Raw genomic sequence first — 25,081 nt, 5'->3', positions numbered from 1 at the left:
GACCCTATTTGTCTAATGCAAAAATGCTGTGCCAAGCATTAACCACTAAATCAATATGTTGCTTAACATGCTCACGTTCAATACAACGCCCTTTTTGATCAAGACTTAGGACATGATAGTGCGAGCGATAATCAATATAGGCCGCTATCAGCCCTTCTTTAGTCTTTTGACTGATGCACCCTAATTTGGCGGCGTCAGTTAAAATTCTAACATTGTCTGAATAAGTTGTTAGCTGCTCAAATGTATGCGCATTTTTAAGTACCAAATATTGTGTTATGAATTCAATATCAGTCATTGCACCTGCATCCTGCTTTAAATCAAATAACAGACTACTGCCCTTGGCTAAGTGACCACGCATTTTTTCCCGCATTTTAATAACGTCATCGCGCAATAATTGTTGCTCACGCGCTTGGCATAATATTGCAAGACGAATTTGTGCAAACCGCTCCACCAGCTCAACTTGCCCAAAAATCATGCGTGAACGAACCAACGCCTGATGCTCCCATGTCCATGCCTGAGTTTGTTGATAGTGGTTAAAGCTTTCTAGATTAATCGCCATTAACCCTGACGCGCCTTCAGGCCTGAGTCGGGTGTCGAGCTCATAAAGAATACCCGATGCTGTGCGAGTGTTGAATAAGTGCATCAAACGCTGAGCTAACTTCAAATAAAATTGCCTAGAAGAAATTCCTTTATCACCATCAGTATGACTTGTGCCATCGTGATTATGAACGAAAACGAGATCTAAATCGGAATCATAGCCAACTTCAAAGCCACCCGTTTTACCATATGCAATCACCCCAAACCCTTTGTTTTCATCATTTGTATTAGGCGGGGTGCCGAATCGTAACGCCATTTGCTGCCAAGCTATATTTACCGCTTGCTCTACAATTGCTTCTGCAAGTGCTGTCAGGTGATCGCTCACTTTCATCACATCAAGTACGCCAGTTGCATCGGCTGCTGCAATTCGCAACTGATGAGTTTGTTTGAATTGACGTAACGCTTCCATTTGCTGTTCTAAATCTTCGTTATCGATACGTAAAAAGTATTGACGAATTTCATCTTTATAAGCGCTCAGCGATGTAGGTTTATAAAGCACTGCAGGGTCAATAAGTTCATCAAGTAAAATTGGATAACGAGAAATGTGCTCACCAATCCATTTGCTGTGACTGCATAAAGACACAAGCTGTTTCAATGCTCCTGGGTTTTCAAAAAGTAACTCAAGATATGCAGTACGCGAAATAATTTTATTAAGCACTTGGCTAATCATACTAAACACATCACCTGAAGCACTGCACTGCGACAGCTGCTTGAGCAACAATGGCATTAGTTTGTCGAGAATATCACGGCCTCGTAGACCTATTTTTGCCTTAGCTAACCGCCCTTTAAAGTCATTTAATGGTTGCTGCCATGCATCATTTGGCTCTGTAAGCAAACTTACATCACCATGTTCCCAGGCACTAACAAAAGCACTTTCACAGGGGTCGTCAGGCTCATTTTCACCCCCTATAACTAATTCGAACTCACCATGGATAGCGGTCATTTTGATATTTATATCTGCGAGCGTTTGCTCAAAATCGGGGCAGTCCGTTAAGAAATTTAAACGCTGTTGATTGACTTCATCATCAGGCAAAGTCTGAGTTTGCTGATCATCAAAAATCTGTAAGTACTGCTCTATCTTTCGTAAATATAAATAATTTTGCTCTAATAGCTGCGCTTCACTTTGCGCAATAACTTGGTTGTTACTCAGTTGAGCCAACGCTTTAAGTAATGATTGCGTTTGTAAATTCGCTTCTCGACCGCCTCGCACCATTTGCAGAGCTTGAACTACAAACTCAACTTCGCGGATCCCCCCAGCCCCCAGCTTTATATTATTTGTTAGGCCTTTACGGCGAACTTCTTGGGCTATCATTTGCTTCATTTTTCGTAATGATTCAATGACGGAAAAATCAATATATCTTCGGTATACGAACGGTTTTAACAATTGATAAAACTCGTTAGTGTAGTTAGTTGGTGCTCCAATCAAACGCCCTTTGAGCATGGCATAACGCTCCCACTCTCGGCCCTGCTCTTGATAATAATCTTCAATGGCATTAAAGCTCATCACTAAAGGACCACTTTCTCCAAAGGGTCGTAATCGCATATCCACACGAAACACTTGGCCATCTGCCGTGTTTTGATTAAGAGCTGCAATTAGTTTTTGAGCTACTTTAGTGTAAAACACTTGAGCTTCTAGAGAGCGCCTGCCACCTTGCGTCTTACCTGAATGAGGGTAAGCAAAAATCAAATCGATGTCTGAAGAGTAATTGAGTTCTCGTCCACCGAGTTTACCCATTCCTAAAACGAGCATAGGGATTGGATTGCCATCTTCATCTTCAGGCTGCCCATTCACTTTAGCTACCTGTGAAAATGCCCATTGATTAGCGCCGTTTATGAGGCTATCAGCCAATCGTGAAATATAGTTAATGCTATCGGCAATATCATTGCCACAGCATACATCTAAAAAGGCAACTTTAAGCCAATAACGTTGTCGGTATTGGCGCAAAATCTTAAATCCAGCGGCTTCTTCAAGTTCTGTTAAGTCATAATCTAAAAATGGACATGGGCAGTCACGAAGAGACATTTCATGCTCAGATAGTAACATATCAATGAGTTCAGGCTGAGCGTCAAGACAGCGCCATGCAAAGTCACTTAACCCCAATAATTGGACTATTTTTTTATTAATCGTCCGCTGCCCATAAAGCGCTGAAAACCGTTCTTCGCCAAGTTTTTGTAATTGCTGGGGGAATTGTGCACTCTTACTCATTAAAAACTCTCTTTTATATCAAGCATATCCATACTAGAATAACTAACATACTAAAACCAATTAGGTTAACCATGTCATATTTGTCTTTATCTAACACTAGTTTAGTGGCTATTGCTATTTGTTTTACAGTTATTTGTATCGCAGTCTTTAGTTTACGTGGATTAAACCATTTAAAGGCAAAACAAGCTTTAAAAGAAGAGCTTGCACAACATGATAACTTTGCAATGGGTATTAGTTTTGCCTCTGAGATAACTGTAGTCATTGCAACCATTGCCTATTTATTTGATGAAATAAGCCTCAGTACCGCACAATCGAATCCATTAAAGATTGTGACTCTAATCGTACTCTTGTTCGCGTTTATTAAAGTTGGTCACCTCATTCATCGAAAATGGATTTTGTACCGCTTTAATGAAGAAGCCGCAATTTTAAAACAAAATGTATGCGCTGCTATGGTTGATTCTGGTATGCTCATGGCTAACTGTATAATTACACTTGGTTTATATAACTGGTCTCACACCCAAGGGTTTAGTAGCTTATTAATTGCCTTTGTTAGCTTCTTTTTGCTACAAGGTTTTTTTGCCTTAGACAGCAAAATACGAGAATACCGTTTTGCAAAAGCAAACCAAGGAGCTTCATTACAAAGCAACTTTAACCTAGAAAATACCTCTATTGGTATTCGTTATGCGGGAAAATCAATTGGTCTTGCATTAGCAATGTACGCTGGTTTAGCAAGCGCTACTTTCCATAACGGCAAAATGGTCGAAAACTTATTCACATTAGCTTTACATTGCGGCTCGATGTGGTTATTACTGTATATATTAACGTCCATCATCAAGTACATCTCATTACCTAATATTGATACTGCGCTTGAGATTGATCACCAAGATAACATTGGGATAGCCTGCATTGAGTTTGCAGTTTTTTGCGCTATAGGCTATTTACTAATAAGTATGTTTTCAATTTAATTATTGAAAATACCCAAAATGCGGGGCCTTATGCCGTTTCAAGTAAGTAATTTTTTATTGATTGATAATGACAGTGAATTTAGTAGACGATTTACTGAGCACTATTTTGGCGCCTCAAAAAACAGTACATTAGTGACAGCTGGTGCAAATACTCGCCAGTTAGTTAGGCTGATGTTTGATCAACTTATCAAAGATTATTGTTACTGCGACTTCGCTAATGAAATTAGCGTCTCTGAATTGGCAACCTACCTACATGAACATCACGAAATTGTTGGTGTTTTATTCAACCAAACAGATTATCTTTTAGCTGATGACAATCAACGTTTTATCTATAACTCGCTTCATAGCGTGCGCTTCTTAGTCAGTGAAAATGAGCAAGGTTTTCAATTTACACCTGTCGCAGACGAGGCGCAAAACAACCACTTATCATGCCAAAGTGACATTGCAGAAACACCTCAAGATTTAGAGGCTCTAAGCGAAAAGCTCAACAGTTAGCTCTGATCCAGTAACAATAGTATTTGCACCTAAGCGCAGCCTTTCATACCATAGACCTATTAGCTACTTATCTTAAGGTTATCATGCGCGTTCCTCATATTTACCAAGCAAGCGATATTGCTTTATCAACCCCTGTTCAACTAGATGACGATGCGGCAGGACATATCGGTCGCGTGCTTCGAATGAAAGTTGGTGAGCAAGTTTCTCTATTTAATGGCCAAGGTGGCGAATATTTATGCGAATTGATAGAGGTTGGTAAAAAGTCTGTGGTTGCGATGCCAATTACGTTCAATGATATAGACGTAGAGTCACCGTTACGTATTCACCTAGGACAAGGAATTTCTCGCGGTGATAAAATGGATTTCACCATTCAAAAGTCAGTAGAATTAGGAATTACAGAAATAACACCTATTTTTAGCAAGCGATGTGGCGTTAAATTAACTGCCGAACGCTTAGCCAAAAAACACCAGCAATGGCAAAAAATAGCGATTGCTGCGGCTGAGCAATCCGGCCGAAACCGTATTACAACTATTCACCCGCCGATTGATATCAGTGATTGGCTTGGTCAAAAAAGCGAAGAAATAAAATTAACATTGCACCCACGAGCAGAACATTCGATAAAAACAATTACCGTGCCCGATAGCGGTGTGCGCTTTTTAGTAGGCCCTGAAGGCGGTTTTACCGATGAAGAAATCATACAAACTAAAGAGCAGGAATTTGTCGATATCCGTATTGGGCCACGAGTTCTGCGAACTGAAACTGCGGCTTTAACGGTCTTAAGTGCATTACAACTGCAGTTTGGTGACTTAGCGAATTGAAATTACTAAAACTACCCTCATATCAATAACACTGTATTTAGTAAGGTAACAACATGGCGATTAAATTAGGTATCATTTCAGACCCTATTAGCGGGTTTAATATTAAAAAAGACACGGGCTTTGCAATGATGATGCAAGCTCAAAGCCGTGGTTACGAAATCTACTACATGGAAATGGATGATTTATCGCTGCGTAAAGGCAAAGCTTATGCAACAGCCGCTAAAGCAACTGTATTTGATGATGAAAATCACTGGTATGAGTTAGAACAAAAGAGCACAATTGCATTGGCCGATTTAGACGTAATTTTAATGCGTAAAGATCCACCATTTGATACCGAATATATTTATGCAACCTACATTCTTGAACGCGCAGAGCTTGAAGGCACGTTAATTATCAATAAACCGCAAAGCTTACGCGACGCCAATGAAAAGCTATTCACAGCCTGGTTTAGCGAGCACACGCCAGATACTTTGGTAACACGCGATAAAAATCAAATTCGTGAGTTCCTCAAGGAACATAAAGACATTATTCTCAAGCCTTTAGATGGTATGGGTGGCGCATCTATCTTCCGCGTGACTGAAAATGATGCCAATTTTGGCGTGATCTGTGAGACATTAACAGAGCATGGAACTCGCTTTGCTATGGCACAAAATTTTATTCCAGAGATCAAACAAGGTGACAAACGCGTATTAGTCGTTAATGGCGAAGTTATTCCGTATTGTTTAGCGCGTATACCTCAAAATGGTGAAACACGTGGAAATCTAGCGGCAGGTGGGCGCGGTGAAGCTCGTCCGATTAGTGATGCAGATCTTAAGATTGCTCAGGCTGTGGCACCAACACTTAAAGCTAAAGGGCTTATTTTTGTTGGTTTAGACATAATTGGTGACAAACTTACTGAAATAAATGTTACCGCTCCAACGTGTGTAAAAGAAATTGAAGCAGCGTTTGATATTTCTATTACAGGGATTTTATTTGATGCAATTGAAGAAAAATTAGGCCGTAGTTAAATAAACTATGCCATACTTCAATTACTAAAAACGTGAGCTCTGGTGTTAGAGTTATTTCTAACAGCTTAATATTTCATTCTATTTGTTTGTGTATTTAATCCAGAGCTTTCGACATCACAAAAATCTTGATGCACTAAGCTTTCCTATTTAACTGAAATAAATGCAGCACACGTTAACGTGCTACTAAATTAAAGTGACTCCCTGCAATGGGGCAAAATAAGGGGTATCGTTATGCAATCATTAGAAAATCACTTTTTAATCGCAATGCCATCAATGCAAGACCCTTTTTTTAAACGTGCTGTTACATATATTTGTGAGCACAATGAAGATGGGGCTATGGGCTTGGTGATTAACCAACCTATTAATATCACCGTTGGTGACTTACTTGATAAAATTGAAATCGATAACGACAAATCAAATCAATCTGCACAAGTAGCAGTGTACGCGGGTGGACCAGTAAAAACTGACCGTGGGTTTGTTTTACACTCACCCAAACCTGGCTACTCTGCAAGCCAAGAGCTTAGCAGTGACATAATGATTACTACATCTAAAGATGTATTAGCCAGCCTTACAACAACACAAGCACCTGAACAATTCATAATTACTTTAGGCTATGCAGGTTGGGAGCAAGGCCAGCTTGAGCAAGAGCTACTGGAAAACTCTTGGCTTATAATCAAAGCTGACCCTGATATTATTTTTAATACTCCCGTGGAAAAACGCTGGGAAAAAGCGGTTGAAACTCTTGGTTTTAATATTGGCCAACTCAGCACTGAGGCTGGACATGCCTAAACACTCAAGCTTTATTGGACAAAATAGAAAATACAATGACCAAAAGACAACTCAAGCCCAAAGGTGAACGCACCGTAATGGGCTTTGACTTTGGCACTACCAGTATTGGTGTTGCCATTGGCCAAGAATTGACAGGCACGGCATCAAGCCTCAGTGCCGTGAAAGCAAAAGACGGCATACCAAACTGGGATTTTATAAAGAAACATGTTGATGATTGGCAACCCGATTTACTAGTTGTTGGCTTACCATTAAATATGGATGGCACTAATCAAGAGGTTACTTTCAAAGCTAAAAAGTTTGCAAATCGCCTCCACAACAACTTTGGCCTACCTGTAGAGACTCAGGACGAGCGTTTGACCACAGCAGATGCAAAGGCGCGTTTATTTGAACAAGGTGGCTACAAGCGCTTAGGTAAAGGCAATGTGGATAATATGTCTGCCGTTATTATTTTGGAAAGCTACTTTGAACAAGCTTACGGTTAAGCGGTAAGTTGATAATAACCTGATCGTTAAGCTGTGGTATAAACCCAGCTTGGCGGTACGCTTTTTCTATTGCGCCTTGCTCGCGTAAAGTTTTCAACCCTTTTTGCAGTGCTTTAAAAGCCCGCAAGCCATCAGGGTGTAGCTTAGATACTACAAAGTGACGACTGTCGTCTAGCAACACTAGCATATCAGGCACAGCGGTTAGTTTAATTCCCTCTAGTTCATATTCATTATTCATCTCAGGCATTAGTGGCATCAACATAAAATCAACCCATTGCATAGACACCATTCTAACCTGGCTCAGCCATTCATCTTCCCGAATTAACTCTTTTAGAGGTAATTGCGAAAGTGTATGCCAATCGGTTCGCCAGCGAGGTGTTGAAACACTAGTAAGGGTATTAAAATCAGACAGTTTTTTTATTTTAAATACGGCTTTATTATCAGGCGAGGCAAAGATACCAGCAAAATACTCCCCTTTACGGATCACCGGATCGCTTATATACACTTCATCATTAAGTGATTTAGTATCTTCATACCAATAGCTATCAAAGCTGATTAACAGCTCACCTTTTTCCAATAACCGTGTATTACGAAAGTTTATTTTGCCAACTTGATAATCAAAGTTTTTTGTAAATCCACCTAAGTGTAAGGCTTGCTGAGCGATGATCATATCAACCACATCACGACGGATAAACTGAGTATTAAAATCTTTAACTTGAATGGGCTTTTTACCAGCTAAAAAACGCTTATAGTCATTATAAACATCGTCTCGAAGGTAAATTGCAATGGATTCAGACTGAGAAACAGCAAAAAATGGTGCACACACACAATAAAAAAATAAGAAAGTACAAAACCACTTTTTGCCAAACTGCATACAGCTAACCTTTGTTGTCTAAGCCATCAATGGTCACGCCTTGTAAAAAGCCAGCTCCTTGCTGTTCATTGTTTCTAAGTTTAATCATCAAGCGTAAATCGTTCGGTGAATCTGCGTGATGAAGCGCATCTGCGTAATTAATGCGTTGTTGCTTATAAAGTTCAAACAATGCCTGATCGAACGTTTGCATGCCCATATCTTTGGCTTTTGCCATGGCTTCTTTAATTCCGCCAATGTCGCCCTTTTTAATTAGCTCGCCTACAATCGGAGTATTGAGCAGAATCTCAATGGCAGCAACGCGGCCATTACCATCAGAGGTTGGGACCAATTGCTGTGCAATAATCGCTCGTAAATTTAATGATAGATCATATTTAAGTTTGTCGTGTTTTTCTTTTGGCACCAAATGCATAATGCGGTCAATAGCTTGGTTGGCATTATTTGCATGTAATGTCGCGACACAAAGGTGACCCGTTTCAGCAAAACTAAGTGCATACTCCATGGTCTCTTGTGAGCGTATCTCACCGATTAGAATAACATCAGGGGCTTGGCGCAATGAGCTTTTTAAAGCAGACTCAAAGCTTTCTGTATCAAGACCGACCTCACGTTGAGTAATAATGCTCTTACGGTGCTCATGCACAAATTCGATCGGATCTTCTATTGTTAGAATATGTCCTCGTTGATTTCGGTTACGATAACCAAGTAGTGCAGCAAGTGACGTTGATTTACCCGTACCAGTTCCACCAACAAATAAGACTAGCCCGCGTTTAGCCATGATCACATCAGTCAAGGTTGAAGGCAGGCCTAGGTCATTCACGTCTGGTATTTGGGTTACGATACGGCGAATGACCATACCTGCACGGTCGCGCTGCCAAAAAGCAGAAACCCTAAACCGGCCTTCGTCTGTCGCTATGGCAAAATTACACTCTTTCGAGTTGTAAAATTCTGCTTTTTGCTTTTCGCTCATTGACGATTCAACAAACGCAAGAGACTCCTCATCAGTAAGTTTATCATCGCCTAAGGCAATCAATTCACCATTTATTTTAGCACTGACAGGTAGTTGGCTTGATACAAATAAATCAGACCCTTCCTTATCTATCATCAACTTTAAAAAGTAATTTAGAGAATGAGACATACTATTCCTTATTGCATGGGCAAAGGGCTAACCGCCAAAGTTAGCTTTATCTTGCGCTTTAGCGCGCGCTTCAGCGTTAGAAACAACACCATGATTCACAAGATTAATTAAACATTGATCCATGGTTTGCATACCATGAGATGACCCTGTTTGAATTGATGAATACATTTGCGCAATTTTATCCTCTCGGATTAAGTTTCTTATTGCTGGTACGCCTATCATAATCTCGTGTGCTGCAACTCGTCCTCCCCCCACTTTTTTAAGTAAGGTTTGTGATATAACTGCTCTTAATGATTCAGAAAGCATGGATCTCACCATGTCTTTTTCTTCACCCGGGAACACATCGATAATACGGTCAATAGTTTTTGGCGCTGATGTAGTATGCAAAGTACCAAACACTAAGTGGCCTGTTTCAGCAGCCGTCATTGCAAGACGAATAGTTTCTAAATCACGTAATTCACCCACTAAAATAACGTCAGGGTCTTCACGCAACGAACTTCTCAGTGCATTGGAGAAACTATGTGTATCGCGATGAACTTCACGCTGATTAATCAGCGATAGTTTGTTGTCGTGGACAAATTCAATTGGATCTTCGATAGTTAAGATGTGATGGTGCTTATTTTGATTAATGTAATCAACCATAGCTGCCAGAGTAGTTGATTTACCTGAGCCCGTTGGTCCAGTGACAAGCACCAAACCTCGCGGGTTATCTGAAATCGTTTTAAATATATCTGGTGCACCTAAATCATCCAGTGTGAGCACTTCACTGGGGATGGTACGAAATACAGCAGCAGGTCCGCGATTAGAATTAAAGGCATTAACACGAAAACGCGCTAAGTTAGGCACCTCAAAAGAGAAATCCACTTCCAGGTTTTGCTCATAATCCTTTCGTTGATTATCATTCATAATGTCGTAAACTAAGCTGTTTACATCTTTATCTTCCAGTGCTGGAATGTTTATACGACGCACATCGCCATCAACACGGATCATAGGGGCAACACCTGATGATAAGTGCAGATCCGATGCTTTATGTTGAACACTAAAGGCCAATAATTCGGTAATATCCATTTATGACTCCACAACCAACTGATAATTATATGGTTACAATACCAGAACGACTTAACGCCGCCTATGCAAGAATTGTAAATGCAGCAAAAAAAAGCCACCGTAATGAACACGATATCAGCTTACTTGCGGTATCAAAAACAAAACCTGCTGAATACATTTTAGCCGCTTATCAGCAAGGGCACAGAGAATTTGGTGAATCTTATGTTCAAGAAGCCGTTGATAAAGCCATTCAACTTGAAAAATATACAGATATTATTTGGCATTTCATTGGCCCTATTCAATCTAATAAAACGGCTTTAGTCGCTAAACATTTTGATTGGGTGCAAAGTATTGACCGTGAAAAAATTGCTAAACGTTTAAATGATCAACGCCCAGAAAATAGCTCTCCACTGAACGTATTAATTCAAGTAAATATAAGTCTAGAGTCGGCTAAATCGGGCTGTCACCCAGACGAGCTAATGGATTTAGCAAAATATGTTGATGATTGCGCAAATTTAACATTGCGTGGAATTATGGCTATCCCCGCAAAAACAGACGATTCACAGCAGCAAACACAATATTTTGAGCAATTAGCGACTTGCTTTGATAGACTTAAGGCCTTATATCCTCAAATAGACACCTTGTCGATGGGTATGAGTGGTGATGTAGAAGCAGCAATCGCTGCAGGCTCGACCATGGTACGGATCGGCACGGATATTTTTGGCCAACGAAGCTAAGGTGATAACTAAAGTATGATAGATAAAACAATTGCGTTCATAGGCACAGGTAACATGAGCTATGCCATTATTGGTGGCATGGTTAAAAACGGGTTTGCAGCATCGAATATTATTGCGACAAACAGAAACCAAGAAAAACTCGCTAAGGTAGCAGCAGACTTCGGGGTTAAAACCACCGCCGACAATAACGCAGCACTGCGTGATGCCGATGTAATTGTGTTATCAGTTAAGCCACAAATGATGGGCGACTTATGCCAATCTTTTCAAGATTCTGGGGTCGACTTTAGTGATAAGCTGTTTATCTCTGTTGCAGCTGGCTTAACAGTTAATCGGTTACGCGAAATGCTTGGCCAAAAAGTGAAGATGGTGCGCTGTATGCCTAACACTCCTTCTTTACTGGGTCGAGGTGTATCTGGCTTGTTTGGCGCAGATGAAACAGCTGAAGAGCATAGCTTTGTACAACAAGTATTTGAGTGTACAGGTATTGCGGTATGGGTTGAGCAAGAGTCACAAATTAACGATGTCATTGCCGTCACCGGTTCATCGCCTGCTTACTTCTTTTTATTCATGGAAGCCATCGAAGAAAAAGCAAAAGCCTTAGGCTTTAGTGACGAGGATGCACGCCGCTTAGTGCAACAAACTGCACTGGGCGCTGCTGAAATGGCATTATCACAGCCTGATATTAGTTTATCTCAATTGCGTGCTAATGTGACTTCGAAAGGCGGAACAACACATGCTGCTGTTGAGCACTTAAAAGAACAAGGCCTAACGGGTACTGTTGCTGATGCAATGGATGCTTGTATTGCCCGCGCTGAACAAATGGAACAAGAACTTTAATCAGGGTCTATTGACCTTTCAAGGTTAAATTTGCAGCAGCCTTTTGGTATTTAGACAACGCAGCGCCTATGTTGTGTGGTTGTTCCCTATAAATAGGTGATAACGCAGCATGAATACCAAACAGGCGCTGCCTGAAAGGTTCTGCCTAGGGGCGGATTTACTCTTTGTTGCCTACATGGATGTAGATAAGGGGCGTGAGCAGGACGCGCAAGCTTTGCTCGGTTTTTACTTAGTCCACTAGGTTACAAACCTCGCGCCGCGATTAAACCTCCCCTAGTTTGAATAAATTTTAATCCGCAAAGGTCAACAGGCCCTAAAGCGATAACGCTTATTTTTCGAGGTAAATTATGAATGCCATGCAATTTTTAGTCGGGATTGTATTTGATCTGTTTCTGATGGTGGTGCTGCTTCGCTTTTGGCTCCAAACAGCCAAAGCTGACTTTTACAATCCATTGAGTCAGTTTGTTGTTAAAGCAACCTCATTTGCTGTTAACCCACTACGCAAAATTATTCCCGGTTTTGGTGGCTTAGATTTAGCCTCATTATTGTTGGCATTCATTGTTGCAGTAGCTAAAATTTCAACCTTAATGCTTTTGTTTTATGGTGGTTGGGCTGCACAAACGGTTTTCGTATCAGCTTTTATAACGGTAATAAAAGAAGCACTTAACCTCATGTTTTGGGTCCTAATTATTCGTGCTTTATTAAGCTGGGTAAGCCAAGGTTACAACCCTATCGAGGCTGTTTTCCATCAGTTAACTGAGCCAATGTTGAAACCAATCCGTAGAATAATACCGCCATTGGGTGGCTTTGATCTATCTATAGTTGTACTCATTATTGCTCTACAATTTGGTCAAATCCTCTTTATGGATTTAATCGGTTAACACATTTGCATGTTCGAGGCCGTTAGGCCTCTTTTTTTAAAGGTCAAACATGAAAAAGCTAGTAAGTATTTTATTTTTTGCATTAGCAGGTATCACGTTTAGTGCGCATAGTGAACAGCAACAAGGAGGCCAATATAAAGAACTTGGGCCTTGGCAAGTTCATTACATTGCATTTCCCTCAACATTTATTCAACCACAAATAGCGAAAGCATACGGCTTAGAACGCAGTGATTACAAAGGCATTGTTAATATTTCAATTTTAAAAAACAATGCAGATAAAACAGCACAAACCGCTACTCTTACTGGCACAGCTAAAAACTTACTTGGCAATAAACAAACTCTCACATTTAAAGAAGTGATTGAAGGCGAGTCTGTTTACTACCTTGCACAAGTGAAGTTTACCAATGAAGAGATTTTACGTTTCGATATCGAAATAAAACAAAGTAATCAATTTCAAAAGTTACAGTTTCAACAAAAATTTTATGTAGATTAAATCATGACAAAAACCTTAGTTTTAGCCACAGGTAACCAAGGAAAGGTTAAAGAATTAGCACAGATGCTCACCCCCCTCGACATTAACGTAGTCCCGCAAAGTGATTTTAACGTTTCTAGCGTGCCAGAAACAGGCACGACGTTTGTTGAAAATGCGATAATAAAAGCCCGTCATGCAGCAAAAGTAACCGGATTACCTGCTATTGCTGATGATTCAGGTTTAGAGGTTGACGCACTAAATGGTGCTCCAGGCGTATACTCTGCTCGCTTCGCTGGTGACAACGCCACTGACCAAGACAACATAGATAAGCTATTAGCTGAATTAGATCAAAATCCAACACGCAGTGCTCGCTTTTGGTGTGTATTAGTTTTAATGCGCCACAGCGATGACCCTACTCCACTTATTTGCAGTGCGAGTTGGGAAGGTCAAATAACGCAAAGCCAAGATGGCGAAGGTGGCTTTGGTTACGACCCCATTTTTTATGTCCCTGAACTTAATTGCACAAGTGCGCAGCTAACGAAAGAGCAAAAAAATGCTATCAGCCATCGTGGCCAAGCATTAAACGCTTTGCTAGCAGAGCTTAAACTTAAAGGCGGCCTGTGAAATTACCCCCTCTAAGTTTATATGTGCATGTTCCTTGGTGCGTGCAAAAGTGCCCTTATTGTGACTTTAATAGCCATGGCCAAAAAGGCGATATTCCTGAAAAAGAATACGTACAACACTTAATTGATGATTTGAAAGCTGACTTACACCTTGTCCAAGGGCGTAAAATTCATTCAATCTTTATCGGCGGTGGCACACCTAGCCTACTGACAGGTAACGCGTATGTCAGCTTATTAAATGCGGTAGATTCATTAATTGGTTTAGCAGACAACTGTGAAATTACTTTAGAAGCAAACCCGGGAACCGTTGAAACAGGCCGCTTTAAAGAATATGTCGCGGCAGGTATTAATCGTATATCGATTGGTGTGCAAAGCATGCAAAACGATAAGCTCAAAGCACTTGGTCGCATTCACGGTGCTGATGAAGCAGTTTATGCTGCACAGCAAGCCCATGAAGCCGGTTTAAATAGCTTTAACCTTGATCTAATGCATGGTCTTCCAGGACAGTCTTTAGACGATGCACTTAGCGACTTAAAAAAGGTCATTGCATTAAATCCACCCCACATATCTTGGTATCAACTAACTATTGAAGCCAACACACAGTTTGCTTCAAAGCCGCCTATTTTACCGCCGGACGACACATTGTGGGATATTCAAGAGCAAGGCCAAGCCTTACTGGCTGATGCAGGCTATCAACAATATGAAATTTCAGGGTATGCGAAACCGGGTTATCAATGCCAACATAACTTAAATTATTGGCGCTTTGGCGATTACTTGGGAATTGGCTGTGGTGCGCATGGTAAAGTAACAGACGCAGCCACGGGGAATATCACACGTACCATGAAAGTAAAGCACCCTCGCGGCTATATGGACTTGGCTAAACCTTATTTATTCAAGCAATGGGCGGTTGAAAAAGACGACTTACCTTTTGAATACTTTATGAATCGTTTTAGACTTTTCGAAGCCTGCCCTAAAAGTGATTTACATGCACTTACAAATTTATCGTTACAAAGTCAGTCGCAAGCCTTGAACAAAGCGATAAATAAGGGCTTACTTATTGATATGGATAACCACTGGCAAGTAAGCCAAAAAGGTCACCGTTTTTTAAATGACCTGCTAGAATTGTTTGTGTAGTGGTGAGCATCTTACTTGCCGCCTCATACTAATAATAATTAATTTATAACCTTTATTGGTTTCTAACAACAAAAGGGAAAACATGCGTAAACTTACCTTTATCGCTGCCGCAGTGAGTATTGCACTGCTAGGTGGCTGCCAGCAAATGACTGAGCAAAAAAGCACTCAAACAGTTCAAGTGCAACCTGTTCAAAGCGAAATTGACAAAGCCAATGCGTTTTTCGAAGATACTTTCAACCGTGACGTGATGAGCAGCCCTGTTTATCAAACTTACATGGGTATCAAAAAAGATTACGACAAATGGGATGATGGTAGCGAAGAAAAAGCGCTTAAAGATCTTCAGCAAACTAAAGATGACTTAGTGGCATTAAATGCGATTAACCGTGACTTGCTCGATGAAAGTACAAAAGTAAGCTACGACCTTAAAAAGCAAGACCTTGAAAACAGCATCGCTGATTTTAAATGGCGCTACCATAACTACCCAGTAAACCAAATGTTTGGTGTTCACTCGATGATCCCTGCGTTTATGATTAACCAGCATCAAGTGTCTGACTTATCAGATGCTAAAGCGTATATCTCGCGTCTGAACGGTGTAACAACCGTAATTGATCAGTTAATTAAAGATTTAGAAACACGCGCTGACAAAGGCATTATTGCGCCTAAGTTTGTGTTTCCACATGTGATTGACTCAAGCAAAAATATCATTGTTGGCGCGCCATTTGAAAAAGGCGAAGATTCAACGTTACTTGCTGACTTTAAGCGTAAAGTAGCTGCACTAGAAATCGATCAAGCACAGAAAGATAGCCTGATCAGCGATGCTGAAGCAGCACTTAAGTCAGCTATAAAGCCATCATACTCTAAGCTTATTAATTACTTAGCGCAGCTTGAAAAACGTGCTGACGACCGTGATGGTGCATGGAAATTCCCTGATGGTGAAGCGTTCTACAACAACGCATTAGCACGAACAACGACGACTGACCTAACAGCAAAAGAAATCCACACTATTGGCCTAGCTGAAGTGTCTCGTATTCATGATGAAATGCGTGAAATCAAAGACAAAGTCGGCTTTAAAGGTGATTTAAAAGCGTTTATGCAGTTTATGAAAACTGACAAACAATTTTATTACCCGAATACAGCTGAGGGTAAGCAACGCTACCTTGACGAAGCAACAGCAATGATTGATAACATGAAGACGCGTTTAGACGAGCTATTCATTGTTAAACCAAAAGCTGATTTAAAAGTAAAAGCAGTTGAAGCATTCCGTGAAAAAGCAGCGGGTAAAGCATTCTATCAGCAACCTGCACCAGATGGTTCACGCCCTGGTATCTACTACGCAAACCTATATGACATGGAAGCGATGCCAACGTATCAAATGGAAGCACTTGCTTATCATGAAGGTATACCGGGCCATCACATGCAAATAGCTATTTCACAAGAGCTAGAGGGTGTGCCTAAATTCCGTAAATTCGGTGGCTACACAGCGTACATTGAAGGCTGGGGTTTATATTCTGAGTTAGTACCAAAAGAAATGGGCCTATATGAAGACCCATATTCAGATTTCGGCCGTCTTGCTATGGAACTATGGCGTGCATGTCGATTAGTTGTAGATACGGGTATCCATGAAATGAAGTGGACTCGCCAACAAGGTATCGACTACTACGTAAATAACACGCCAAACGCGACTTCTGATGGCGTAAAAATGGTTGAACGTCACGTTGTAATGCCTTCACAAGCAACAGCCTACAAAGTGGGTATGCTTAAGATTTTAGAGCTACGTGAAGCTGCGAAAGTGAAACTTGGTGACAAGTTTGATATTCGTGAATTCCATGACGTTGTGCTAAAAAATGGCGCAGTACCATTAAACGTACTAGAAAACTTTGTTGACCAATGGGTAGCGAGTAAATCAGCTGCTTAACAACACCTAAGTTAGTATATTAAAGGCCGCAATTGCGGCCTTTTTGCTGTTTGTAAACCTAGTTAACAGCTTGACCTGCAAATGGTTTCAGCTAGGATAGAATAAACGATAATGAGGGAATACCAATGGATACATGTATAAAACAACTAACACAACAATTACAGCACCACCAGCTACAAGCTGTTGTGGATGACTTCCCTACATTATCGTCACAGCAACAAAGCATGCAACTGGTACATTTATATCAAAGTGCACAGCGGATGGATGTTAAGTACAGCTACTTGCAAAATGTAGCGACCCGAATACTTACAGAGCATCCATTTCCTAAAGATTTGATTAGTGAATTTAAAAACTCTGACCTATTAAGTTTCTTTACTCCTGGGCTTAAATTTAACAATGGCTTTGCACTGCAAAATGACCAAAATAACAATGTGATTCACACATTATTTAGCCACTGCGCAGCTAATAAACTTCCCTTTAATTATGTTCGTTCATTAATGCTATTTGAAAGCAACGAAAGTCTCTTACTCGCACTTACACAAGCTAATAATGCAGGATTAACGCCTGTTGCATGTTACATCACGTGTAATGTTGAACAAGCCAGTTTACCTAAGCACGAATTTTCCGCACTGCTCGCGCTGATGGAGGCCCAGTTTAAACAGCATGAAGACATTAATACTGCTGCATTTCTAAAGGCGCTGATCATGCTAAAAAACACACTAAAAAGTCAAAACCTTAATGAGTACACAGTGCTGTTAGCAAGCGCTTACCTGCGCTGTAAGACAGACAAAATTGAAAGCTACTTACAACAACACGCCTAATGGCTAACAGTATAATGTATAAAAATTTCTTCTCGTTGAGTGCCTTTACAGCTCTTAATCATTTTAGCCGCATTATACTCACTTTATTTTTAGCGCGATTAATATCACCAGAACAATTTGGTACTTTTGCGGCCTTACTGGCCTTATGTGAAATTTTACTATTACCAGCAAGCATGGGATTTCCATCATCTTTAATGCGTTTGAGCCACCCTCTTTTTAAAAATCAGCAACATGATTTACTTCAAGGTTTAAAGCATACTTACCTAGCTGCATCGTGCTTATTCGGCGTATTATTTGTTGCCTGCGTAGTTACTATTTTTACGCATATATCACCCCATCAAAGTGCCAAAGAGCATGTATTCTATTTGCTGTTAATTGTTCCAATTGGTGCTGTAATGCAAAGCCAAGCAGCATTTTTAATTGCCTTAAATAAAACTAAACTTGGGTTGTTAACTCAGCAATGCCTGTTTGAATTGCTCACTACGGCTTTTTGTTTACTTGTTGTATTGTTTTTTAAAGAACTGTCACTTGAAGTGATATGCCAACTACTTTTTGCAGCTTTATTCTGTGTTGTTGTTTATCAATACTGGTTAATAAAACCGCTTCTTGTAACTACACCTGCAAGCTATAAAACTAAAAGCTGGTGTAAATACTCGCTAATTATGCTTGCAAGTGGGGCCGGTACTGTAATAGTAGCAAAATTAGACGTGCTTTTAGTGCATCATTGGTTTGGTGCCACTGGAGTGAGCGTATTTTTTCCTGCAATTGTGATCGTAGGCTTATTAACCATTCTTGCCAATGCTGCAAGCCAATACTTAAAACCTATTTTACTTAGTGAACAAGCTAACGATCAGCAGATAGTTGAACTTATGAGGTTATTATGGCGCGTAAATACTATTGCAATCATTTTCTTATCACTGCTGGCTCACCCTCTACTTTATTTATACGGTGAAAAGCAGCTTGAAGAAGGCCATCATTTATTAATTATTTTACTCATTGGTCAATTGCTATTACCCGCCAGAGTATTGGCAAGTAATATTATAAAGCTCAGGGGCAACCCTCTACATAACCTATATATTTTATTAGCAGCAACCAGCATCACACTGCTCTTGGCGAGCTGGCTTAAAAACGATTACGGTATTACCGGTGTTGCTGTTGCATTTAGTATCGGTTTTGCATTAGGCGCACTAAGTAGAATCAGCTTAGTGCTGTTTAAAATGAATACGCCTGTTGCCCTTTTACTCGGCAACAATATTCAATCTGATAAGTAGTATTCTACGCTCGTCACTACACGCACTTTTTTAAGCTGAGGTGTATTTGAATCTCTGTTCGAAATACTAAACTGCCCCTGACGCGCTGTTTTTATTTTACCTAGCTTAGATTTTGAGTCTTTAGCAAACTTAATAGCCACCTCTCGCGCTTTTTCTGTCGCTTCTTGCACCATCGCAGGTTTTACATCATTTAGGCCTGTAAACAAATATTCAATGCGGGTTTCGTAACTATCTTGCACTATTGCAATGCCTTGCTTGGCTAATTGGCTTACTTTTGCTAAAGCATTTTGTACTTTTGAGGGCTGCGATGAATAAACCGTAATATTGGCACGGGCTATGTATCTAAATTGTTGGTTTTCACCGCCGTATTCTCGCGCTTGTTTATCAACGATAGACTGAGCCCCACGACTTATTTCGTTATCATCAAAACCATGTAATTTTAAAAATGCGATAACTGCATCATTTTTTTGTTCAATTCGCTCAACTAACTTTTCAAGATCGTTATCCGCATCACTAAATTGTAATGGCCATATCACTGTATCAGCTTCGACCTCCATCTCTGCAAGGCCTTTAACCGTGACTGTACGCTCCATGCTTTTTACATCAATTGCCGCACTTTTTAAAATAACCCCCAACCCTAATAGACCAATTACAAATGCAACGGCTGCAATTGCAATATGAGTACTTTGTGTTTTACTCATTTATAACTCCTTGATATAGATCGCGAAAAATAGCACTAAAGCGTGTTTCATTAAAATTTAAATGCTAGAGTTTAAGTGATTAACCTTAACCGCCACTTTACAGCAAAGGAAAAGCCATGAGTGTTAAGCGTATTAGCCAATTTTTTAACCCAAGCTCAGTCGCCGTAATTGGTGCATCAAACAATGCATCCCGCGCAGGCTTTATTGTCATGCGCAACTTACTTCAGGGTGGCTTTAAAGGCCCTATAATGCCTGTCAGCCCAACACATAAAGCTGTGCACGGTGTATTGGCCTACCCATCAATCACTAAATTACCCATGGTGCCTGATCTGGCCGTTATTTGTACCAACAAACATACAGTCACGGATATTATAGTTGAGCTAGGTGAGTTCGGTTGCAAAAATGCAGTAATCATCGCCGCAGGATTGAGTATAGAACAAAAACAAGCACTGCAAAGCGCAGCGAAAGCAGCCAATGTATCACTGCTTGGGCCAAATTGTTTGGGCTTGCTCATTCCACATATTGGACTAAATGCGAGCTTTTCGCACACGGTAACTTCACCTGGTAAAATTGCTTTTATCTCGCAATCTGCAGCCGTATGCTCAACAATTTTAGACTGGGCAAAAAATAAAGAAATTGGCTTTTCGTACTTTGTATCTGTGGGAGACTGTTTAGATATCGACTTTGCTGAGTTATTGGACTTTCTGGGTCGAGATGCAAAAACCAAAGCAATATTACTTTACATAGATAACATAGAAAATATCAGAAGCTTTATTTCAGCTGCACGTGCAGCAGCATTTAGTAAACCTGTCATTGCAATTAAAACAGGCAAAACGGCTGCTGGCGCTCTCGCTGCTGAAATTCATACTGGTGGAAAACAAAGCTCAGATGCCGTTTATGATGCGTTATTTCAACGAGCTGGTATGTTAAGGGTAAGCGATTTAACAGAACTTTTTGCAGCAACTCAAACGCTAGCGATGCATCCTAAATTACTACAAGTAGAACAACTTACTATTTTAACGAATGGCGGCGGGCCTGGTGTAATGGCAGTTGATAGCTTATTACAAAGCTCAGGGAAACTTACTCAACTGAGCGAAGAAACTCGCGCAGCACTTAATAAAGTTATTCCACAATCGGATATGACATCTAACCCCGTTGATATTTTTGGCGACTCTTCCCCTGCGCGCTATAAACAAGCACTTGAAATTTTATTACACGCAAAAGAAGTTAAGAATCTTTTAATTATTCATACCCCCTCAGCGATTGCCCCAAGCGAAGAGTACGCGCAAATTATCGCACAAACCTTAAATACCTTGCCTAAAATGGCACGGCCCTATGTTATCACTAACTTTATGGGCGAAGATGCAGCTTACTCTGCAAGGAAACTATGTAGCACCCACGCAATTCCCACATACCGAACCCCGGAAGGCGCGGTAAGGGCGTATATGCACCTAGTTATTTACCGACGAAATCAAAAGCACCTAACTCAAACCCCGGAGTCAAATACCGACAATGCAAAAATAAATAAAAACGCTGCGAAAGAGTTAGTGCATCAATTTTTAGACGACCAACAAAATTACTTATCAACTCATCAATCGAGCCAAATCCTTGCTCATTATGGTATTGAGTGTATTCAAACTGAAGTCGCTTACACGCCAACAGAAGCAAAAGAACAAGCAATCGATTTAGGCTTTCCCGTTGCCTTAAAGCTTATAAGCCCAAGCATTCCCTCTAAATCAGAAGTTGGGGGAGTAGTACTAAACCTTAATGATGCGCAAGAAGTTGAACAGACCGCTTTTGCCATGTTATTGCGAATTAAAAACACTTACCCAGATGCTATTATTGAAGGCTTTTCATTACAAAAAATGGCGCCACGTGCGGGTGCTAATGAACTACGTATAGCGGTAAAAACTGAGCCTAATTTTGGCCCAGTTATATTGCTTGGAGAAGCCGGCACAGGACTTGAGTTTGCTCAGGCTGCTGTTGCGCTACCACCATTGAACATGAATCTAGCAAAATACTTAATTGCTGCCGCACATGATAAAGGTGTACTTAAAGATCGTATTTTGCCTGAAAAAGTTGATAAGTACCGTCTTTGTGCTCTACTGACGCGAATATCACAACTGGTCATTGATCAACCCGATATAACCTCGGTTGAGTTAAACCCTATTTTAGCGAGTAACGGACAGTTTTTGGTACTTGATGCAACCATCACACTGAGTCACTACCAAGTACAATCAAACCGTAAGCGCTTATCTATCCGCCCTTATCCAATTGAGCTGGTTAAAAATGTTACGTTAAAAAACAACACTGAGGCAGTGCTACGCCCTATAAAACCAGAAGATGAGCAAGCACATCAAGCATTTGATCAATCCCTAAGCAAAGAAGATCGTTATAAGCGTTTTTTTGGTGAGTTGCCACAGTTTAATCATGATCAATTAGCAAAAATGACACAAATTGATTATGACCGTGAAATGGCTTTTATTGTCACGCAAGAGCAAGCAGGCCAAAACCTTACTTTAGGTGTATCGCGAGTATTAATGGATCCTGATAAAATTCGAGCTGAATTTGCGATTGTAGTGCGCTCAAACTGCCAAGGATTAGGGTTAGGCGGTATGTTAATGCAAGCCGCAATTGAACACTGTAAAAGCCAAGGAGTGCAAGTTATCGAAGGCATTACGCTACCTGAAAATACCGGTATGATTGAATTAGCCCGTAAGTTAGGCTTTAAAATTAGTCGTGATTTTGAAGAGGGTAGTATCAATATGGTACTAAAAATATAAGGGGCTCTAGTTGAAAGTATCAAGCTGGAAGCACTGGCCTAATATCGACTTAGATGCTGACTTACTCGCAGAGTCAGTTATTAAATACCAAGATATTCATGACCATTTCTTTATAAAACTGAGCTGTAATAGTAATAGTGTATGTAGCGCGTTTGGTATTAAACGACACTTCAATTACAGCCCTTTAGGAACCGTTGATAAAAACAGCTCCCTCTATAACTTATCAGCTCTGTTGGATGATAAAAAAAGCCCAAAAGAATTAAATGATTGCCCACAACTGCTCATAAATATTGCAGCTCACAAACGTGTTAGCGAGCACTTTAGCAATGGGAATAAACTGTGTTTTGCAACTGTTTACTCCCCTCTTTACCATTTAAGCTCAATGCTTGCAGGTGCATTAACACCAACCAAGCTTGAGCACGAACCTTACAAAAAGATGTTATCTTTATTGAGCGATATAACAGCGCAGTATATTGACGCCTCACTTTCAATTAAGAATGTTAGAATTTACTATTGTAGCTTTCATGCGTGCAGTGCATTTTGCAGTTATGAGCAATTTAAAACACTTGTTGCTCCTTATGACGAACAATGCATTGCGAGGCTAACAACTCAGAGTCACCTTCTTCACTTTCATTGCAGCTCTACCATTTATTTGGATTACCTTAATAGTAACAAGTTCTCCTTACTATCAATTGATAACTGCTACGATATGATTGCTATCAAGAATTTACTAACTCGCTTTACTGATATTAAATTTGTCGGTTTATTGGATAAGTTATTATTACCGAATCCACTTACAGCGAAAGAAATTAAACAGCTTTTCGCAGACTATAATCATCACTTAGACCTTAACAGAATCATTATCGCACCAAGCTGTACTTTACCTTTAAGTATTAAAAACAATACATTATTAAAAACATGTTCTATTGTAAAAGGACTATGATTTAAACCTATGGCAACGGAAGATAATCAATTGAATACAATACATGCTAGGTTGATAAAGGGCATTGAGCTATATCAGCAAGGCCAATATAAGTTAGCGCAAGTGCAATTTGAATATGTACTGAGCAAAGATAACTCATGTTTGATTGCACATCGTTCTTTGGCTGAAATTGCACTGATAGAAGGCACAGCAAAAAATCACATAAAACCATTACAAGCGTGTTCGGCGATACATCCAGCCTCAAGTGAGGTTAGCCATACCTTAGCTATGTGCTACCAACAAGCACGTGAGTTACCTTTAGCCATTGAGCAATATCGTAATGCTCTGGATATTATTTTAAACACCCCACCGAGCCACAGCTATAAACCAAAGCCAAAAAATAAATTCGATACTAAAATACATGAAAATCTACTATGGAAAACGCTCGCCCTTTTTCGGCAAGCAAATATTAAATCATTTGCCACCGCTGGTAGCCTATTAGGCATAGTACGTGAAGGTACAATTCTCCCTTTTGATAAAGATATTGATATTGGAGTTGATTGGGGGCAAATGGAGCAAGCAATTGCACTTTTACAACGCCATGGCTGGCATGAACATATGCGTTCCTATGATTTGATTAACCCAAGGAGCTTTGCGCATCCTGATGGAGTGACCCTGGATCTTTGTGGCTTTGGAGTAGATAGCGCTAGCCAAAAAGCTATATGCGGGCTTTGGATGAGCGGCATTCCCTTTGGATGGAATAGAATTACAGAGTACCCAGCTATAAATTTAGTCGATAGAACAACCCCCTTTGGCAAGGTGTGGCATTTAGCTCAACCAGAACTCACTCTCAATGCGCTTTATGGAGACTGGCAAACACCCGACCCACTTTTTGATACTATTTTATGTGCAAAAAACATTCGTTCATTTTCGTTATTAACACAGTGCTTTGTGTATTCAAGACTTTATAAATTATGCCTCATGAACGAATGGAATAAATTAGAGCACACATTAAATTTACTTTCTTTTTTTGATAAGCACGACGTTTTAATAAATAAACTAACCGATAAAGCCAAGTGTATGCAGATATGACTCTAATTCCAGATTATACGAGTAACAACAATACACGCTGCTTAGCACTGGGAGTATTTGACTTATTTCATATTGGTCATTTAAATTACCTGGAGTTTGCTAAAGCGCAAGGGAACGAACTATTTGTTGCTGTTGCACCAGATGAATTATGCTTTGAAAATAAAAAGGCGTTTCCTACCATTAACCAACATGAAAGAATGACCATAATAAATGCACTGGCGGTAGTGGATTATGTTGCCTTAGTACCATGTCCCATTATTGAGACGAAAAACGCTTGTAAATGGATACAAGCGTGGGGAATAAATAAAGTGGTTGTTGGCGGACAATGGCAAAATAGTGACCGTTGGAATAAAGCTGCAGTTGCATTAGAAGCACAAAATATCGACATTATATTTGCACCACAAACAGCTAATATTTCAAGCTCGGATGTTAAACAAAAAATAATCTCATCCTACTTAAATAATTTATAAAATGCGTTTA

At 40.1% G+C, this 25,081-nt stretch carries 24 protein-coding genes; 19 read left to right on the top strand and 5 right to left on the bottom strand.

From position 1 onward, the window contains the following. Window positions 1-4 precede the first annotated feature (4 nt). The gene (gene glnE / locus ACHUE3_RS12190; RefSeq protein ID WP_394192683.1) at window positions 5-2,803 is read right to left on the bottom strand and encodes a bifunctional [glutamate--ammonia ligase]-adenylyl-L-tyrosine phosphorylase/[glutamate--ammonia-ligase] adenylyltransferase; all 2,799 of its coding nucleotides are present in this window, start codon (window positions 2,801-2,803) and stop codon (window positions 5-7) included. Between the two features lie 71 nt (window positions 2,804-2,874). On the opposite strand from glnE, the gene ACHUE3_RS12185 reads away from it, so the two are divergent. The 6 genes from ACHUE3_RS12185 to ruvX all read left to right on the top strand — a co-directional run bounded on the left by ACHUE3_RS12185 (window position 2,875) and on the right by ruvX (window position 7,359). Then, on the top strand, window positions 2,875-3,768 hold the full coding sequence (locus ACHUE3_RS12185; protein ID WP_394192682.1) for a DUF350 domain-containing protein: 894 nt from the start codon (window positions 2,875-2,877) through the stop codon (window positions 3,766-3,768). Window positions 3,769-3,798: 30 nt separating this feature from the next. Further along, window positions 3,799-4,263, top strand: a complete 465-nt coding sequence (locus tag ACHUE3_RS12180; protein WP_394192681.1) for a hypothetical protein — start codon at window positions 3,799-3,801, stop codon at window positions 4,261-4,263. A gap of 83 nt (window positions 4,264-4,346) precedes the next feature. Continuing rightward, window positions 4,347-5,081: a 16S rRNA (uracil(1498)-N(3))-methyltransferase gene (gene rsmE / locus ACHUE3_RS12175; RefSeq protein WP_394192680.1), complete on the top strand. Its 735-nt coding sequence runs from the start codon at window positions 4,347-4,349 to the stop codon at window positions 5,079-5,081. Between the two features lie 53 nt (window positions 5,082-5,134). After that, entirely contained in the window at window positions 5,135-6,088 is a 954-nt protein-coding gene (gshB, locus tag ACHUE3_RS12170; protein ID WP_394192679.1) for a glutathione synthase, read from the top strand. Window positions 6,089-6,319: 231 nt separating this feature from the next. Continuing rightward, window positions 6,320-6,877 (top strand): YqgE/AlgH family protein, encoded by a 558-nt coding sequence (locus tag ACHUE3_RS12165; RefSeq protein ID WP_394192678.1) that lies wholly within the window; start codon window positions 6,320-6,322, stop codon window positions 6,875-6,877. A gap of 35 nt (window positions 6,878-6,912) precedes the next feature. After that, window positions 6,913-7,359 (top strand): Holliday junction resolvase RuvX, encoded by a 447-nt coding sequence (ruvX, locus tag ACHUE3_RS12160; RefSeq protein WP_394192677.1) that lies wholly within the window; start codon window positions 6,913-6,915, stop codon window positions 7,357-7,359. Here the strand turns inward: ruvX and ACHUE3_RS12155 are convergent. The 3 genes from ACHUE3_RS12155 to ACHUE3_RS12145 are packed head-to-tail and all read right to left on the bottom strand — an operon-like array spanning window position 7,322 to window position 10,433. After that, a complete protein-coding gene (locus ACHUE3_RS12155; protein ID WP_394192676.1) occupies window positions 7,322-8,233 on the bottom strand; it encodes a hypothetical protein in 912 nt (303 codons plus the stop codon). The two genes, ruvX and ACHUE3_RS12155, sit on opposite strands and share 38 nt — an antisense overlap. Before the next feature lie 4 nt (window positions 8,234-8,237). Further along, entirely contained in the window at window positions 8,238-9,365 is a 1,128-nt protein-coding gene (locus ACHUE3_RS12150) for a PilT/PilU family type 4a pilus ATPase (protein WP_394192675.1), read from the bottom strand. Between the two features lie 27 nt (window positions 9,366-9,392). Beyond that, window positions 9,393-10,433 (bottom strand): type IV pilus twitching motility protein PilT, encoded by a 1,041-nt coding sequence (locus tag ACHUE3_RS12145; RefSeq protein WP_099296268.1) that lies wholly within the window; start codon window positions 10,431-10,433, stop codon window positions 9,393-9,395. 2 nt (window positions 10,434-10,435) lie between these two features. Between ACHUE3_RS12145 and ACHUE3_RS12140 the strand changes: the two genes are divergently transcribed. The 9 genes from ACHUE3_RS12140 to ACHUE3_RS12100 all read left to right on the top strand — a co-directional run bounded on the left by ACHUE3_RS12140 (window position 10,436) and on the right by ACHUE3_RS12100 (window position 19,103). Beyond that, window positions 10,436-11,149: a YggS family pyridoxal phosphate-dependent enzyme gene (locus ACHUE3_RS12140; RefSeq protein ID WP_394192674.1), complete on the top strand. Its 714-nt coding sequence runs from the start codon at window positions 10,436-10,438 to the stop codon at window positions 11,147-11,149. A 15-nt stretch (window positions 11,150-11,164) separates the two neighbouring features. After that, entirely contained in the window at window positions 11,165-11,986 is an 822-nt protein-coding gene (gene proC / locus ACHUE3_RS12135) for a pyrroline-5-carboxylate reductase (protein WP_394192673.1), read from the top strand. 347 nt (window positions 11,987-12,333) lie between these two features. Next, on the top strand, window positions 12,334-12,867 hold the full coding sequence (locus ACHUE3_RS12130) for a YggT family protein (RefSeq protein ID WP_394192672.1): 534 nt from the start codon (window positions 12,334-12,336) through the stop codon (window positions 12,865-12,867). Between the two features lie 49 nt (window positions 12,868-12,916). Next, window positions 12,917-13,360 carry a DUF4426 domain-containing protein gene (locus tag ACHUE3_RS12125; RefSeq protein WP_394192671.1) on the top strand — a complete coding sequence of 148 codons (444 nt, stop codon included), beginning with the start codon at window positions 12,917-12,919 and terminating at the stop codon, window positions 13,358-13,360. A gap of 3 nt (window positions 13,361-13,363) precedes the next feature. After that, on the top strand, window positions 13,364-13,963 hold the full coding sequence (locus ACHUE3_RS12120) for an XTP/dITP diphosphatase (protein WP_394192670.1): 600 nt from the start codon (window positions 13,364-13,366) through the stop codon (window positions 13,961-13,963). Continuing rightward, entirely contained in the window at window positions 13,960-15,096 is a 1,137-nt protein-coding gene (hemW, locus tag ACHUE3_RS12115; RefSeq protein WP_394192669.1) for a radical SAM family heme chaperone HemW, read from the top strand. The genes ACHUE3_RS12120 and hemW overlap by 4 nt, the downstream gene beginning before the upstream one ends. Before the next feature lie 82 nt (window positions 15,097-15,178). After that, the gene (locus ACHUE3_RS12110; RefSeq protein WP_394192668.1) at window positions 15,179-17,011 is read left to right on the top strand and encodes a DUF885 domain-containing protein; all 1,833 of its coding nucleotides are present in this window, start codon (window positions 15,179-15,181) and stop codon (window positions 17,009-17,011) included. Window positions 17,012-17,136: 125 nt separating this feature from the next. Continuing rightward, a complete protein-coding gene (locus ACHUE3_RS12105; RefSeq protein WP_394192667.1) occupies window positions 17,137-17,832 on the top strand; it encodes a hypothetical protein in 696 nt (231 codons plus the stop codon). Between the two features lie 14 nt (window positions 17,833-17,846). Further along, window positions 17,847-19,103 carry a lipopolysaccharide biosynthesis protein gene (locus tag ACHUE3_RS12100; protein ID WP_394192666.1) on the top strand — a complete coding sequence of 419 codons (1,257 nt, stop codon included), beginning with the start codon at window positions 17,847-17,849 and terminating at the stop codon, window positions 19,101-19,103. On the opposite strand, the gene ACHUE3_RS12095 is transcribed toward ACHUE3_RS12100, so the two are convergent. Then, entirely contained in the window at window positions 19,088-19,804 is a 717-nt protein-coding gene (locus ACHUE3_RS12095; RefSeq protein WP_394192665.1) for an SIMPL domain-containing protein, read from the bottom strand. The genes ACHUE3_RS12100 and ACHUE3_RS12095 overlap by 16 nt on opposite strands. A 116-nt stretch (window positions 19,805-19,920) precedes the next feature. Here ACHUE3_RS12095 and ACHUE3_RS12090 point away from each other — a divergent pair, with 116 nt between their 5' ends. The 4 genes from ACHUE3_RS12090 to ACHUE3_RS12075 are packed head-to-tail and all read left to right on the top strand — an operon-like array spanning window position 19,921 to window position 25,071. After that, on the top strand, window positions 19,921-22,587 hold the full coding sequence (locus ACHUE3_RS12090; protein ID WP_394192664.1) for a bifunctional acetate--CoA ligase family protein/GNAT family N-acetyltransferase: 2,667 nt from the start codon (window positions 19,921-19,923) through the stop codon (window positions 22,585-22,587). 10 nt (window positions 22,588-22,597) lie between these two features. Beyond that, window positions 22,598-23,530 carry a uroporphyrinogen decarboxylase family protein gene (locus ACHUE3_RS12085; RefSeq protein ID WP_394192663.1) on the top strand — a complete coding sequence of 311 codons (933 nt, stop codon included), beginning with the start codon at window positions 22,598-22,600 and terminating at the stop codon, window positions 23,528-23,530. A 9-nt stretch (window positions 23,531-23,539) separates the two neighbouring features. Beyond that, entirely contained in the window at window positions 23,540-24,601 is a 1,062-nt protein-coding gene (locus tag ACHUE3_RS12080; protein WP_394192662.1) for a tetratricopeptide repeat protein, read from the top strand. Beyond that, complete coding sequence (locus tag ACHUE3_RS12075) at window positions 24,598-25,071, top strand: FAD synthase family protein (protein WP_394192661.1); 474 nt, start codon at window positions 24,598-24,600, stop codon at window positions 25,069-25,071. The genes ACHUE3_RS12080 and ACHUE3_RS12075 overlap by 4 nt, the downstream gene beginning before the upstream one ends. The last annotated feature ends 10 nt before the right edge of the window (window positions 25,072-25,081 follow it).

The sequence above is a fragment of the Pseudoalteromonas atlantica genome, from assembly GCF_043641955.1.
Classification (GTDB): Bacteria; Pseudomonadota; Gammaproteobacteria; order Enterobacterales; family Alteromonadaceae; genus Pseudoalteromonas; species Pseudoalteromonas atlantica_A.
The sequence above is the reverse complement of the archived record's forward strand: the minus strand, read 5'-3'. Positions and strand labels throughout refer to the sequence as shown.

Bases quoted from the DNA above. Each gene is read 5' to 3' on its own strand.
- glnE (WP_394192683.1), bottom strand. From the start codon at position 2,803: ATGAGTAAGAGTGCACAATTCCCCCAGCAATTACAAAAACTTGGCGAA.
- ACHUE3_RS12185 (WP_394192682.1), top strand. From the start codon at position 2,875: ATGTCATATTTGTCTTTATCTAACACTAGTTTAGTGGCTATTGCTATT.
- ACHUE3_RS12180 (WP_394192681.1), top strand. From the start codon at position 3,799: ATGCCGTTTCAAGTAAGTAATTTTTTATTGATTGATAATGACAGTGAA.
- rsmE (WP_394192680.1), top strand. From the start codon at position 4,347: ATGCGCGTTCCTCATATTTACCAAGCAAGCGATATTGCTTTATCAACC.
- gshB (WP_394192679.1), top strand. From the start codon at position 5,135: ATGGCGATTAAATTAGGTATCATTTCAGACCCTATTAGCGGGTTTAAT.
- ACHUE3_RS12165 (WP_394192678.1), top strand. From the start codon at position 6,320: ATGCAATCATTAGAAAATCACTTTTTAATCGCAATGCCATCAATGCAA.
- ruvX (WP_394192677.1), top strand. From the start codon at position 6,913: ATGACCAAAAGACAACTCAAGCCCAAAGGTGAACGCACCGTAATGGGC.
- ACHUE3_RS12155 (WP_394192676.1), bottom strand. From the start codon at position 8,233: ATGCAGTTTGGCAAAAAGTGGTTTTGTACTTTCTTATTTTTTTATTGT.
- ACHUE3_RS12150 (WP_394192675.1), bottom strand. From the start codon at position 9,365: ATGTCTCATTCTCTAAATTACTTTTTAAAGTTGATGATAGATAAGGAA.
- ACHUE3_RS12145 (WP_099296268.1), bottom strand. From the start codon at position 10,433: ATGGATATTACCGAATTATTGGCCTTTAGTGTTCAACATAAAGCATCG.
- ACHUE3_RS12140 (WP_394192674.1), top strand. From the start codon at position 10,436: ATGACTCCACAACCAACTGATAATTATATGGTTACAATACCAGAACGA.
- proC (WP_394192673.1), top strand. From the start codon at position 11,165: ATGATAGATAAAACAATTGCGTTCATAGGCACAGGTAACATGAGCTAT.
- ACHUE3_RS12130 (WP_394192672.1), top strand. From the start codon at position 12,334: ATGAATGCCATGCAATTTTTAGTCGGGATTGTATTTGATCTGTTTCTG.
- ACHUE3_RS12125 (WP_394192671.1), top strand. From the start codon at position 12,917: ATGAAAAAGCTAGTAAGTATTTTATTTTTTGCATTAGCAGGTATCACG.
- ACHUE3_RS12120 (WP_394192670.1), top strand. From the start codon at position 13,364: ATGACAAAAACCTTAGTTTTAGCCACAGGTAACCAAGGAAAGGTTAAA.
- ACHUE3_RS12110 (WP_394192668.1), top strand. From the start codon at position 15,179: ATGCGTAAACTTACCTTTATCGCTGCCGCAGTGAGTATTGCACTGCTA.
- ACHUE3_RS12105 (WP_394192667.1), top strand. From the start codon at position 17,137: ATGGATACATGTATAAAACAACTAACACAACAATTACAGCACCACCAG.
- ACHUE3_RS12100 (WP_394192666.1), top strand. From the start codon at position 17,847: ATGTATAAAAATTTCTTCTCGTTGAGTGCCTTTACAGCTCTTAATCAT.
- ACHUE3_RS12095 (WP_394192665.1), bottom strand. From the start codon at position 19,804: ATGAGTAAAACACAAAGTACTCATATTGCAATTGCAGCCGTTGCATTT.
- ACHUE3_RS12090 (WP_394192664.1), top strand. From the start codon at position 19,921: ATGAGTGTTAAGCGTATTAGCCAATTTTTTAACCCAAGCTCAGTCGCC.
- ACHUE3_RS12080 (WP_394192662.1), top strand. From the start codon at position 23,540: ATGGCAACGGAAGATAATCAATTGAATACAATACATGCTAGGTTGATA.
- ACHUE3_RS12075 (WP_394192661.1), top strand. From the start codon at position 24,598: ATGACTCTAATTCCAGATTATACGAGTAACAACAATACACGCTGCTTA.